Origin of the sequence: Nitrosospira sp. Nsp18 (genome assembly GCF_900103145.1) — a bacterium.
Classification (GTDB): Bacteria; Pseudomonadota; Gammaproteobacteria; order Burkholderiales; family Nitrosomonadaceae; genus Nitrosospira.
Genome location: NZ_FMWY01000001.1, coordinates 93,572 through 106,643, shown reverse-complemented (window position 1 = coordinate 106,643; position 13,072 = coordinate 93,572). Strand labels below are relative to the sequence as shown.

Below are 13,072 nucleotides of genomic sequence, written 5' to 3'. Positions count from 1 at the left end.
ACAGATTAATAATTTAAACCGTGACAATTAAAAAAAATACCGGTCGCCTTATCCTGCTTTTATATCTGCTGCTCAGCATGCTGTGCACTATAAGCATTGCTCGGGCAACGGATCACTATGAGATCGTGACTCACCCCGGAGTTAGCGAGAAAACGATTACCAGGAGCGCCCTACGCGCCATCTTTGGAATGCGCCTCCATGAGTGGCCGGACGGCACGGCCATACGGATATTCGTAATGCCAGACGACACGCCTCTACACGCCACCTTTGCTAAAGAGGCACTGAATGTCTTTCCCTACCAGCTTCGCGCCGCCTGGGATCGATTGGTGTTTTCGGGAACCGGTCAAGCCCCCAATACAGTAAGTTCTCCTCAGGAAATGCTTGCCAAGGTCGCCAGCACGCCTGGAGCAATTGGTTATTTAACTAAGTCCAGGATGGACGGTAGTGTCAATGTACTCCATATCAAATAGCCACTCTCACAACCGTTTCCTGATGGCTATCAGGCTCGCTGTCGTGCCGTGCATGCTGTGGGGCTATGCTGTGCAAGCTGAAAAGTTGCCGCAAAATCTGCAAATACATGGCTTTGCAAGCCAGAGCTGGTTGAAGAGCTCCGGCAACAACAACGTTTTCGGAAAAAGCGCTTCTGATGACGGCAGCTTTGACTTCAGGGAGTTGGGATTAAACGCTTCGATGAGGCCACTACCCAAGCTGCAGTTTTCAGCACAGATGCTGTCGCGCTGGGCGGGCAAAGGCAGCCCCGGCAATATCCGGCTGGATTACGGTTTTCTCGATTACACGATGTTCTCCGGCGAGAGCAATCAACTGGGAATACGCCTGGGCAGGATGAAAAACCCAATCGGCTTCTATAACGATACCCGCGACGTACCCTTCACGCGGCCAAGCATACTGCTGCCACAATCCATTTATTTCGACCGCACGCGGAAGCTGGCATTAGCCGCAGATGGCGCACATCTATATGGCGAACAACGCTCTGATATCGGAAACATTTCATTTCAGCTAGGGGTGGCACGCCCATTGGTCAGAGGTGCGGAAGCAGAGGTAGCCTTGTTGGGTTCGGATAGATCCGGCAGATTCGTGTCGGAAATGTCTTATATCGGCCGTGTCGTTTATGAGCTCGACGAAGGTAGATTTCGCTTAGCATTCAGTGGATCGCAACTCAATATAGGATATAGCCCGACAGTAAGTGATCCAATTCAAGCCGGTTCTATCCGCTTTACGCCGCTCGTTTTCTCGGCTCAATATAATGCCGAGCGTTGGAGCCTCACTTCCGAATATGCTCTACGCCATTTCGAATACAAGAACTTCGGTGTAGCGCCACTCGCATTGGATTTCTACGGGGAAAGCTATTACTTCCAAGGTGCGTATCGTTTTACTCCTGAATGGGAGGCCGTGGTTCGATACGACGTGCTTTATACCGACAGAAACGATCGTAGTGGAAGCAAATGGGCTGCGGCTTCCAGACGTCCTGCACATAACCGCTTCGCCAAGGATATAACAGTTGGCCTGCGCTGGAATGTCACGCCCGAGTTCATGCTGCGCGCCGAATATCATCGGGTCAACGGTACGGGCTGGCTCTCCACCCTTGACAATCCTGTGCCTGGCGATCTGTCCCAGAACTGGAATCTCTTCTCAATCCTCGGTTCCTATAGGTTCTAGCGATAGCTTGATGGAGCATAATTTCCACATGAACAAGGCTCAGCCCGACGGCACGGCACGCTCCGCGCCGCCTGGATTTCTGAGCCTGAAATGGAAAGTTCTGCTGCTGAGCAGCTTGATATTAGTCTTTATCGTAGTTTCGTTCACTGGAATCACTTATTTGAGCCTGATGAGCGATTTTGAGTCTCAAAGGCGCGCGCAGCACAAGCGTTATGCCAGTGAAGTTGAAGGTTTGATAGATCAGATCTTGAAAGATCTTCATCAGCTTGCTGAATTACTTCCTTTGCTGGAAGGAATGGGTACAGACCTGCTGGCAGCCAATGGAGAAAATATCGCCGAAACATTCGACCCATATTGGGCATCATTGCAGCTTAACAAGGGTATCGAACTGATACGTTTTTACGATAACTCCGATCAGCTATTGGCAAGCTGGGGTATTCCGGAATCCGACACTCATGAAGGCGTAATGCTGAACTGGATTCGTGAGGTGAATGCGCGAGAACAGCCTGTCAGTTCGCTGAGCTGCCAAAAAAAATGCATCCAGTTCATGGCGGTCCCTCTGCTGGTAGAGGGCAAGAGTGTTGGCGTTGTCATCATCGGCGCGCCTCTGATCGACGCCGTCTTGGGATTCAAGGATATTTCCGGCGCTGATATCAGCTTGCTTACCAGTGAGCACGACAGTGACAGGAAGAGCACCGAGATGATAATTCCCCACTGGAATGTCCGAATCGCCGCACATAGCAAAGAAATGAATACGGCAATTCTCATTAAAGTCGCAGAGCAGTATCCCGACTTTAGCCACCTGGAAAATGGTATTCAGATTTCCTGGGATAACCAATATCTGCAGGTCAAATCGCTTTCCGTGAGCAAAATAGATGAGCACGATAAGGCACAGTTTATAGTCATCACCGATATCACCTCCACCATGCGTACCATCCAAAGTTCGACACGGCAGAGCATAATCATCGGGGCGGTGGGGCTTATGCTTTCCGAGCTGTTATTATTTTTCATTCTTAGCAGGCCATTGTCGCGGCTCAAGCATATCGCCTTCACATTGCCGCTTCTTGCGCGGAGCAGCTTCAAGAATTTCCGGGCGGAGCTTCATACCGATGGGCAGAAACTATGGTTGAAAGATGAAATTGGCATGCTTGACGAAACAGCCGTGGCCCTATCCTATCAACTGGAGAAACTTGAAGACCAAGTCGCCGATCGGACTCAGATTTTGGCGAGAAAAATGAATGAATTAAGCAAAGAGCGTGATTTCATCACAAATCTGCTCGACATCGCGCAAGTCATCGTAATGACGCAAAACGCCAGTGGTGAAATTCTCACACTCAATGCTTACGGCGAAACGCTTATCCAATATACAGAAAAGGAACTGCAGGGAACACCGTTCGTCAATCTTCTCACGCCTGATGGAGATATGCGCGATCTTCCCGCCTACCTTGAGGAGGTACGCTCTGAACACAGAGACCAATTGCGTCATGAAGCCAACGTCCTATGCAGGGATAAATCGACGAGGCATATCCTCTGGTTGCATTCTCGCCTGACGCGACATAGCGAGAATGACCCCGCAATGCTCTCGGTAGGGCTTGATATGACCGAACATAAACGCACAGAAAGCCGACTGGCATGGCTGGCCGATCATGATCCCCTCACCAACTTGTATAACCGGCGCCGCTTTCAGGAAGAACTGGAGCAAATGCTGAATCTGGCTGCCCGCTATGGACATTCAGGTGCGCTGCTATTTTTTGACTTGGATCAGTTCAAGTATATAAACGACACCAGCGGACACCAGGCGGGCGATGCTTTGCTGAAAATGATCGCACACATGCTGCATGGCAGCGTACGCAGCGTAGACATACTCGGGCGCTTGGGCGGTGACGAGTTTGCAGTGATCTTGCCTCAAACTACTGCGGAGGGGGCGATAGAAGTCGCAAAAAATACCCTCACTTGCCTGAACCACGGGAAAATTACCATAAACGGCCGGAGCCATAAGGCTTCAGCCAGCGTTGGTATTGCAATTTTTCCCGAGCATGGAAACAACGTGCACGACCTTTTGGCGGCGGCCGATCTCGCCATGTATCAAGCCAAAGAAGCGGGACGGGGGGGGTGGCATCTGTTTTCGAACGAGGAAAAGACCCGGGAGCGCATGCACACTCTGGTATATTGGAAAGAAAAGATTGAGTATGCGCTTTTGAATGAACGGTTCTTGTTCTATTTCCAGCCCATCATGCATATCGCGGACAAAACCGTTGACCATTACGAAGTGCTCCTACGCATGCTCGACGATAACGGAACCGTGCTTGCTCCTCAATATTTTATACCGGCAGCAGAGCAAACCGGCCTTATCCATGCAATCGATCATATGGTGTTACGGAAATCCATTGCTCAAGCGGCGGAAATTCAACACAACGGGCTCCGTGTCCGTTTTTCGATAAACCTTTCAGCCCATGCATTTCATGATCCCGAATTGCTATCGATCCTGAAGGAAGCTTTTACTCAATATGATGCGGATCCTTCAAACTTCATGTTTGAAATAACCGAGACGGCAGCGTTAGAAGATTTGTCCGCGGCGCGAGAGCTCATGGAAACGATTAGAAAGCTTGGTTGCAGCTTTACGCTGGATGATTTCGGCGTCGGCTTCTCTTCGTTCTATTACATACGACAGCTTCCCATTGATGTTGTGAAAATCGATGGTTCGTTTATACGAAATCTGGCGGATAGCCCGGATGACCAGATACTGGTAAAAGCGCTATGCGACGTGGCGCGGGGATTTGGGAAGAAAACAACGGCCGAGTTCGTGGAGAACGCTGCGACTTTCTCTCTTCTGGAGAAAATGCAAATAGATTATGCGCAAGGCTTTTTTATAGGAGCGCCGATCCCGGCGCATGATTCGCCGTTCAAAGATTTCTTGTAGGCGAGCCTACAGTGGTCCTGTTCGGCTCACTTTGAGAGAACACAAGGCTGGGAGCAATGGCAAAGGATCAAGCAGTGGCGGGTTCAGTGCACATGCCAGAGCATTACGAGCGCTGTGGATCTGATAGATAGGATTATCGCTTGACTGGAGCGTGGGGCGCGATAAAGATGCGGCTGACGCCCGCATAACCCATCTCAGGCTTCTTCAGGGTCGGGGTTTTCCGTGAATTCCGGTTTTAGCTCGGCATCGGCTAAACTGGCTCCTTCAAGGCCGGTTTTGCCGGGAATTTTTGGCGTTTCACACGCTACATCCGCATTTTGCGCACGATGGCGCAAGGCGTGATCCATCAATACCAAGGCCAGCATTGCCTCAGCGATGGGCGTGGCGCGAATACCTACACAGGGGTCATGCCTGCCGTGGGTTTCCACCAAGGCCGGATTCCCAGCCTTGTCCACCGAGCGTCGCCCCAGGCGGATGCTGGAGGTCGGCTTGACAGCAATATTCACAACGATTTCCTGGCCGGTAGAAATCCCGCCCACTATACCACCCGAATTGTTGCTCAAAAATCCCCCGGGAGTTATCTCGTCAGAGTGTTCGGTCCCCCTCTGGGTTACGGCGGCAAACCCGGCGCCGATTTCGACACCTTTTACCGCATTGATGCTCATCATGGCGTAAGCGATTTCCGCATCCAGGCGATCATATACCGGCTCTCCCCAACCTACCGGCACGCCTTCCGCCACGACACAGATCTTCGCACCGACAGAGTCGCCCGATTTGCGCAGCTTATCCATGAACTCTTCTAAGCTGGGCACCAGATCAGGATCAGCGGCAAAAAATGGATTTTGCCCAACCTCATCCCATCGTTTAAACGGAATCTCTACAGGTCCCAACTGCGCCATGAATCCGCGTATTACTGTGCCATATCTCGTGTATAGCCATTTCCTTGCAATCGCCCCTGCCGCAACCCTTACCGCGGTTTCGCGGGCAGAGGCGCGTCCACCACCGCGGTAGTCGCGTATCCCGTATTTTTGCCAATAAACATAGTCCGCATGGCCGGGCCGAAAGGTATCCATGATTTTGCTGTAATCCTTGCTGCGCTGGTCCTCGTTTCGGATCAGCAGCGCAATCGGGGTACCCGTGGTCTTGCCTTCAAACACCCCAGAAAGAATTTCCACTGTGTCCGATTCCCGCCGCTGGGTTACATGGCGCGAGGTGCCGGGCTTGCGCCGGTCCAGATCCTGCTGGATATACTCGGCGGATAATTCCATCCCTGGCGGGCAGCCATCGACCACGCAACCTATCGCAGGACCATGCGATTCGCCAAAAGAAGTAACGCAAAAAAGCTTGCCAAGGGTATTGCCGGACATTTTATTTCCTCGCTAAATCAATGCTTCGAGTTTAACATATCCCCCATATTTCGCCATTTGCAACCCCATAATCTGATTATGGACAAACCTGATCCCGACAAGATGACAGGTCCTGGTGGTCTGACCTTGACCCAGATTCATACACAAGTAAAACTGAGCACAGCTCGTGATCAACGGGAAATCGCGCAAAATAAATTCGCGCCACCGCCTACCCGGTGGCAACGATTTATCCGCTACGTCTGGAGCGGGAAAAGAGAAAAAAAATGAGGGCTGTGCTGATGAATGCGCCGGATGTGTTACCGCTGGACAGATCGGCCGAAGCTCACCGGCGTATTGAAGCGGGGCATACCTGGTGCAAGACAGTGATGCAGGTTTGAACAGCCATCAGATTCAGCCAGCGATGTATTGATCTACCTTTTAACGCACTCAAGGAGTTTACGGGAGAAGCCGTTCAGGAATTCCCAAGCATCTCGACTCCCCAGGCCACGCCAAAGCCGGTGACGTCGCTTCCTACAACTCCTAATCCGCCTTTGTTATTGCTGGCGGACAGATCCATGTGCAACCATGGTATATCGCCCACAAACCGGTTGAGGAAGCGGGCAGCGAGAATATGGTCGGCCTCGCCCTCCGTCGAGCACTGTTTGGTGTCGGCAATTTTGCTTTCCAGCTCCGCATCGTAATCGGAATCCAGCGGGAACGCCCAAATTCGCTCCCCGACCCGCTTTCCGGCATTCAATGCTTTCTGTGCCAAGTCCTCCCGATTGCTGAAAATACCACTATAATGCGATCCGAGTGCGACGTGCATACTTCCCGTCAATGTCGCAAAATCAATCATCACATCGGGCTTCTGCCTTGCCGCCAAAGTCAGCGTGTCCGCCAGCACCAGTCGTCCTTCTGCATCGGTATGGATAATCTCGACAGTGGTACCATTCAGGGTTGTTATGACGTCGTTTTGTTTGTATGCATGCGGACTGATGTGATTTTGAGCAATGGCGAGCCAGCAATCGATATTTACCAACAGATTGGCGCGAGTTGCAGCCAATAAAATGCCCAACGCAACTGCCGAACCGTTCATGTCCTCATGCATGCCGTGCATGTGGCGGGCCGGCTTCAGATTATGACCGCCCGTATCAAAGCAGATACCTTTTCCCACCAGCGCCACGGTCTTGTTCGCCTTCTTCACGCGCCATTGTAAATGCACGATGGCAGCATCTTCAGGATCGCTACCCTGGGCTACGGCAACGAATGCTCCGGCACCCATTTTACGCAGCGCCTTGACATCGAATTCCTGATACTTCCAGCCTTCGGTGGCAGCGAGCTTCTTGACATGCTTGCGATAGAGCTCCGGCGTTAATTCGTTGGGCGGTAGTATCGTAAGTTCACGCGTAAGCAGATTACCTTCCGCTTTGGCGGCTAATAGCGCAAAATTGTCCGCCTCCTTATACCCGTGCACGACAATTCTGGCGAGCGGCCGCCTCCGCGTGTTTTTTTTGTCCGTTTTCCGGGAGGGTAGAACCGGGCCGTTTATCCAGGCCGCATATATTGCGAGCTGCGCGAAAGTGCGCCTTTGGTCATCATCGCCATATACCGCCAGATTTATTTCCGCAGGGGTTTCCTCCAGCAACAATTGCACGGCTTTGCGCATTGATGTGTGCTGCTCGAATACAGATTTGCTCAAATCCAGCGTCACCCAAACGCATAATGAACCACTTTCGAGATTGGCCGCGACTGGAGTACCCGCGATTTCCCCTAGCTGCATTTTACGACGCGATAATAAGGTTTCCAGTACGTTCCTACCCAAAAAATCAGGCTTATTCTGAAGCTTATCCGATGGGGCGAACTGCGGCAGCACGACCAGAATATGCGTTGCTTTGGTGGACGGGCTTATGGATGAAGCGTTTTGTATCAGTGATGCAAGCATTGGCCGTCCTTGAAATAAGTTATAAGCGATACTAGCAGCCTGTCGGACTCAAAGGAAATCGGCTGCAAAAGCGTCTGGCTGGTTCATATTTCGCTGCTTTTTCGACCGATAGAATAACTATTGGTCTTCAAAATCCCTAAAATCTGCCCTCACCCAAGCACTTTTTCGCTGCGATTCTTCAAGTCCGACAGGCTGCTAGGTATGAATGCTATTATAATACAGGGAATACTCTTGAATCCTCTATGCAGGTTACGTTGACCCGTACTTTCTCCTACCATTCCCATCGCCCTATCGTTCACCCGTAATGCGCCAATATCTTGAACTCATGCAGCACGTGCTCGAGCATGGGCACAAGAAATCTGACCGCACGGGCACGGGCACGCTTTCGGTATTTGGCCACCAGATGCGCTTTACCTTATCAGAAGGCTTTCCGCTGGTCACTACCAAGAAATGTCATTTGAAGTCGATCATTTATGAATTGTTGTGGTTTTTGCGCGGCGATACGAACATCAGGTATCTCAACGAAAACGGTGTTTCCATCTGGAATGAGTGGGCTGACGAGAATGGCGATCTGGGCCCGATATACGGCCGCCAGTGGCGAGCCTGGCCGGTAGAGGGCGCAGGCCATATCGATCAGCTCACGCAGGTAATCGAGCAGATCAGGAGTGCCCCCGATTCGCGGCGCATGATTGTTTCTTCGTGGAACGTGGGTGAACTGGCTGAGATGAGATTGGCGCCGTGCCATGCATTGTTTCAGTTCTACGTGGCTGACGGCATGCTCTCCTGCCAGCTTTACCAGCGTAGCGCGGATATATTTTTGGGTGTTCCTTTTAATATTGCGTCGTACGCCCTACTGACCTTGATGACAGCGCAAGTCTGCAATCTAAAGCCCGGCGATTTCGTGCACACCTTGGGAGATGCGCACCTTTACCTCAACCATTTGGCACAAGCCCGGGAACAATTAAACCGGAAGCCAAAGCTTCTGCCCATGATGAAATTGAATCCGGGGGTCAACAGCATTTTTGATTTCAGATATGAAGATTTTACGCTGGAAGGCTATGACCCTCATCCGGCCATCAAGGCGCCGGTCGCGATATGAACGCCCGACTTTCCGCCTTGGTGGCGGTGGCGAAGAACCGAGTCATCGGCAAGAATAATGCAATGCCGTGGCGGCTATCGCCCGATCTGAAGCACTTCAAGGCGCTTACCATGGGGCATCCCATTATCATGGGGCGTAAAACGTATGAATCCATCGGCAGACCGCTTTCCGGACGTACCAGTATTATTATTACAAGCCAAACTGAATACGAAGTTCAGGGTGCTATCGTCGTGCATTCAATAGCTGAAGCGTTGAGAGCCTGCTACGATGACAAAGGAAACGAGGAAAAGCCTGTAACGACAGTTGATACGGAAAGCTTTGTTATTGGTGGAGCGGATATATTCCGGCAAATGTTGCCGCTGTGCGACCGATTGTACGTTACCGAAATTCAAAGGGATTTCGATGGCGACGTGCTATTTCCTGAATTCAATCAGGAGGAGTGGAAGGAAACGTCTCGGGAAAAACACCGTTGGGATGACAACGGGCTGGAATACCATTTTGTGGTATTTGACCGCAAAACAGGCAAAGGAACTTATCCTGGCGGTTATACCAGATGATGCTGAAAAACAATGGCGGAACCCATTGATTGGGTCCCGCCATTGTTTACCCTATGATCAGCAGTTAGAGAACAACCACATCCGGTAGCGGAAAACCATTGAAATTGCTGGCGTAGGCCGTGGTGTAAGCACCGGCATTGGGAATATAGATGAAATCTCCTTCCTGGATATCTTCCGGCAGCATTTCATCGCGCATCAGAATATCCACCGAATCGCAGGTTGGCCCGGCGACGCACCAGGGAATGTCGTGTCCGGTGCGGTCGGAAAGAATTTCATAGCGTAGACCTTCCGTAACTTCGATCACGCCGCCAAACATACCCGCGTCCCAATACATCCAGCGCTTACCGTTGCGGGTGGCTGTGCCTACCACGCGGCAAACGAAATAAGCCGCATCGGATACCAGATAACGTCCCGGCTCGGCCATGACGCGCACTTCCTTCGGCAGGTCCGCGATAGCCGCATTCACCACATCGCCTATTACCTCTATTGATGGGATGGGCTTGATATGGCGAACAGGATAGCCGCCGCCGATATTGAGCAGGCGGGGGGATAAGCCAACCCGGCGCATATCCGCGAAAACCTTTTTGGCCCGCTCGATGCCCACTCGCCAATTCTGCGGGTTGCGGCATTGCGAACCGACGTGGAAAGTCACTCCCGCAAGATCGGCCTTGAGTTTTACCGCTTCATTGATGATGCCCTTGATTTCGGCGGCATGCGTACCGAATTTTCCTGCCAGCGGCCAATCACTGCCGATGTTCGGTGTGTCTATGCGCAAATACAACTTTGCGTCAGGCTTGACGCTCACAATTTTGCGTAGCTCCTCGATACTATCCAGCACATACCATTCCACGCCTTTTGACGCCGCATATTCCAGATAAGCGCGCGACTTCATCGGATTACTGTAATAGATTTCCGCAGCGGGAACGCCCAGGCTGAGCAGAAGATCCAGTTCCGAAATGGAGGCGATTTCAAACCCTACGCCTTCCTCGATCAATGCGCTGAGCACGCGCGGATCTGGATTGGCCTTTACCGCATAGTGCGGCTGCACCTGTGGCATGGCAGTTTTGAAGCGGCGGGCTTTGGTGCGGACTATATGGCTGTCAACCAGCAGAAACGGCTTGCTGTAGCCTTTTTTCAAGGCTGCCTGGACATGTTCAAAATCCAGGCTGACTTCGGGATGGGTGTCGAATATTTCTTCGGCGTCTACTTTGCGCCGTAGGGCCGTGGTACGCATTTGCATGAGAGTCATCCTTCTTTAAAAGACGCTACGTGACGGGAGTATGAATATTTACCAGATCAGCCGGTACGAAGTAGTTTGCTTTGCTTTTCATGATGACCTCCTGTTCCTAATTACATATCGGGAAAAAAGCGGATTATAAACTTCATTCCACTGGAATCAAGCGTTTTTTTCGACTCTGAAAAAAATCATATACCCGCCCGGAATGTTCTCAAAAAAACCCCCGCTGGCAAATGTCATAATTGCCGGCGCCAAGGGAGAATTCCCGAGCTATCTTATGGATAAATATATTGCAAAAACAGTGGTTTATAATTTTTTTGACACATATCGGGTGCAAGGCGGGTTGACCGGTCCTTGCTGCATTTATTGCAGGTGCCGGATAGTGGGGGCAAGGTGCGGCTATGGCTGAAAAAAATCAGATTTTCGGCAACGTCACACCGTGCTGCCCCTGATATTTTCCACCCCGATCTTTATACGAAACCTCGCATACTTCGTCGGACTCGAAGAAAATTACCTGAGCCACTCCCTCATTTGCATAAATCTTCGCGGGAAGCGGTGTCGTGTTGGAAAACTCCAGCGTGACATAACCTTCCCACTCCGGCTCAAATGGGGTGACGTTGACAATAATGCCGCAACGGGCATAGGTAGATTTGCCGAGGCAGATGGTAAGCACATTGCGTGGAATGCGGAAATACTCAACGGTGCGTGCAAGCGCAAAGGAATTGGGCGGGATAAGGCAAACGTCGCCTTTCACGTCGACAAAAGAATTCGAATCAAAATTCTTGGGGTCGACAATAACAGAGTTTATATTGGTAAACAGCTTGAATTCATCCGAGCAGCGAATATCATAGCCATAACTCGATGTCCCGTATGAAACGATCCGGTGGCCATTGGCGTGCTTGACCTGATTGGGCTCGAAGGGCTCGATCATGCGGTGTTCGGCCGCCATGCGGCGAATCCACTTATCCGACTTTATGGTCATTTTTAAAAAGAAGAGAGTGCCGGAAGAATGTTAATCGTGAATGGAAGGGGCGTATGGAGGGACCACGTACCCTCATCCATTTCGTTTGTTCTCCTGGGGAAATCAAGTATCCTCAATTACAATCTTTGCAAACAGCGCTGAATGATCCAGCGATAATTCATCGACCTTCACTGCGATGCGGCGCGCAATACTGCGATAAGTTTCTGCTACCCTCCCGCCCGGGTCTGCGACAACCGTCGGCATACCGGCATCGGTATGTTCGCGGATTTTTATGTCGAGCGGCAAGGACCCAAGAAATTCGACATCATAATCCCCGCACATCTTCTCCCCACCGCCAGCGCCAAAAATATGCTCCTCGTGACCGCATTGTGAACAGACGTGAGTACTCATATTCTCGACAATACCGATAATGGGGATACCCACTTTCTGGAACATCTTCAGCCCCTTGCGAGCATCGAGCAGAGCAATGTCCTGAGGGGTGGTAACGATGACGGCGCCGGTAACCGGTACTTTTTGCGCAAGCGTCAACTGGATGTCGCCGGTTCCCGGCGGCATGTCCACGATAAGATAATCCACATCTTTCCACCGGGTATCGTTCAACAACTGCTGCAATGCTTGCGTAACCATCGGTCCACGCCACACCATTGGCGTTTCCACGTCGATCAAGAAACCAATTGATATGGCCTGAATGCCATGTGCCTTCATCGGTTCCATGGTCTTGCCGTCGAGGGATTCGGGACGGCCGGCAATGCCAAGCATCTGGGGCTGCGAAGGGCCGTAAATGTCGGCATCGAGGATGCCGACGGAAGCGCCCTCCGCGGCAAGCGCCAGCGCGAGGTTTACTGCTGTGGCAGACTTGCCCACACCGCCCTTTCCTGACGCTACCGCGATGATATTCTTAACCCCCGGAATGAGCTTTACGCCACGCTGCACGCTATGAGAAACGATCTTGCTGGTAACATCGACATTCACGTTACCAATACCGGGAGTACTTTTAAGCTTTTCCACCACCTGCTTGCGAATACTTTCCACCACGCTTTTTGCCGGATAACCCAGCACGATATCAAGCGAGACGTTATTGCCATCTATTTTGATATTACGCGCTTCATTGCTGGTTACGTAATCCTTACCCGTGCTGAGGTCGATAATTTCCGTGAGGACAGACTGTATTTGCTGTTCCGTGATAGGCACGTCTACACACTCCTTTATCTGCAGCACAAATGATGACCTCGAATATTAACAAATATCGAGGTCGAGAGTCTGTCCAGATGAAGATAAAGCATCCATCCGTTATGCAGAATCCGGCCAGGAC

11 protein-coding genes are annotated in these 13,072 nt (G+C 51.3%); 6 read left to right on the top strand and 5 right to left on the bottom strand.

All coding sequences use genetic code 11. From position 1 onward, the window contains the following. Positions 1-20 precede the first annotated feature (20 nt). The 3 genes from BLS94_RS00485 to BLS94_RS00475 are packed head-to-tail and all read left to right on the top strand — an operon-like array spanning position 21 to position 4,597. Positions 21-470 carry a type 2 periplasmic-binding domain-containing protein gene (locus tag BLS94_RS00485; RefSeq protein ID WP_256325220.1) on the top strand — a complete coding sequence of 150 codons (450 nt, stop codon included), beginning with the start codon at positions 21-23 and terminating at the stop codon, positions 468-470. Continuing rightward, positions 451-1,677 carry a porin family protein gene (locus tag BLS94_RS00480; RefSeq protein WP_090957310.1) on the top strand — a complete coding sequence of 409 codons (1,227 nt, stop codon included), beginning with the start codon at positions 451-453 and terminating at the stop codon, positions 1,675-1,677. The genes BLS94_RS00485 and BLS94_RS00480 overlap by 20 nt, the downstream gene beginning before the upstream one ends. 28 nt (positions 1,678-1,705) lie before the next feature. Then, positions 1,706-4,597: a bifunctional diguanylate cyclase/phosphodiesterase gene (locus BLS94_RS00475; RefSeq protein ID WP_256325219.1), complete on the top strand. Its 2,892-nt coding sequence runs from the start codon at positions 1,706-1,708 to the stop codon at positions 4,595-4,597. 194 nt (positions 4,598-4,791) lie between these two features. Here BLS94_RS00475 and aroC read toward each other — a convergent pair whose 3' ends face one another. Continuing rightward, positions 4,792-5,964: a chorismate synthase gene (gene aroC, locus BLS94_RS00470; RefSeq protein ID WP_090957308.1), complete on the bottom strand. Its 1,173-nt coding sequence runs from the start codon at positions 5,962-5,964 to the stop codon at positions 4,792-4,794. Positions 5,965-6,179: 215 nt separating this feature from the next. On the opposite strand from aroC, the gene BLS94_RS14740 reads away from it, so the two are divergent. Further along, positions 6,180-6,341: a hypothetical protein gene (locus BLS94_RS14740; RefSeq protein ID WP_176767751.1), complete on the top strand. Its 162-nt coding sequence runs from the start codon at positions 6,180-6,182 to the stop codon at positions 6,339-6,341. Positions 6,342-6,415: 74 nt separating this feature from the next. Here the strand turns inward: BLS94_RS14740 and BLS94_RS00460 are convergent, their stop codons facing one another. Then, on the bottom strand, positions 6,416-7,885 hold the full coding sequence (locus tag BLS94_RS00460; RefSeq protein ID WP_090957306.1) for a M17 family metallopeptidase: 1,470 nt from the start codon (positions 7,883-7,885) through the stop codon (positions 6,416-6,418). Between the two features lie 304 nt (positions 7,886-8,189). Between BLS94_RS00460 and BLS94_RS00455 the strand changes: the two genes are divergently transcribed. Together BLS94_RS00455 and BLS94_RS00450 are read left to right on the top strand one after the other, a co-directional pair. Then, positions 8,190-8,984, top strand: coding sequence for a thymidylate synthase (locus tag BLS94_RS00455; protein ID WP_090957305.1), 795 nt, complete (start codon positions 8,190-8,192; stop codon positions 8,982-8,984). After that, positions 8,981-9,541 (top strand): dihydrofolate reductase, encoded by a 561-nt coding sequence (locus tag BLS94_RS00450; protein WP_090957304.1) that lies wholly within the window; start codon positions 8,981-8,983, stop codon positions 9,539-9,541. Before BLS94_RS00455 ends, BLS94_RS00450 begins: the two co-directional genes overlap by 4 nt. A gap of 64 nt (positions 9,542-9,605) precedes the next feature. On the opposite strand, the gene BLS94_RS00445 is transcribed toward BLS94_RS00450, so the two are convergent. The 3 genes from BLS94_RS00445 to apbC all read right to left on the bottom strand — a co-directional run bounded on the left by BLS94_RS00445 (position 9,606) and on the right by apbC (position 12,951). Continuing rightward, a complete protein-coding gene (locus tag BLS94_RS00445; protein WP_090957303.1) occupies positions 9,606-10,781 on the bottom strand; it encodes a type III PLP-dependent enzyme in 1,176 nt (391 codons plus the stop codon). A gap of 412 nt (positions 10,782-11,193) precedes the next feature. Continuing rightward, on the bottom strand, positions 11,194-11,760 hold the full coding sequence (gene dcd / locus BLS94_RS00435; RefSeq protein WP_025041641.1) for a dCTP deaminase: 567 nt from the start codon (positions 11,758-11,760) through the stop codon (positions 11,194-11,196). 102 nt (positions 11,761-11,862) lie between these two features. After that, positions 11,863-12,951, bottom strand: coding sequence for an iron-sulfur cluster carrier protein ApbC (apbC, locus tag BLS94_RS00430; protein ID WP_090957301.1), 1,089 nt, complete (start codon positions 12,949-12,951; stop codon positions 11,863-11,865). Positions 12,952-13,072 lie beyond the last annotated feature (121 nt).

Coding starts and splice junctions, on each gene's coding strand:
- dcd (WP_025041641.1), bottom strand. CDS start 11,760: ATGACCATAAAGTCGGATAAGTGGATTCGCCGCATGGCGGCCGAACAC.
- BLS94_RS00480 (WP_090957310.1), top strand. CDS start 451: ATGTACTCCATATCAAATAGCCACTCTCACAACCGTTTCCTGATGGCT.
- BLS94_RS00460 (WP_090957306.1), bottom strand. CDS start 7,885: ATGCTTGCATCACTGATACAAAACGCTTCATCCATAAGCCCGTCCACC.
- BLS94_RS00475 (WP_256325219.1), top strand. CDS start 1,706: ATGAACAAGGCTCAGCCCGACGGCACGGCACGCTCCGCGCCGCCTGGA.
- BLS94_RS00445 (WP_090957303.1), bottom strand. CDS start 10,781: ATGCAAATGCGTACCACGGCCCTACGGCGCAAAGTAGACGCCGAAGAA.
- BLS94_RS00455 (WP_090957305.1), top strand. CDS start 8,190: ATGCGCCAATATCTTGAACTCATGCAGCACGTGCTCGAGCATGGGCAC.
- BLS94_RS00450 (WP_090957304.1), top strand. CDS start 8,981: ATGAACGCCCGACTTTCCGCCTTGGTGGCGGTGGCGAAGAACCGAGTC.
- aroC (WP_090957308.1), bottom strand. CDS start 5,964: ATGTCCGGCAATACCCTTGGCAAGCTTTTTTGCGTTACTTCTTTTGGC.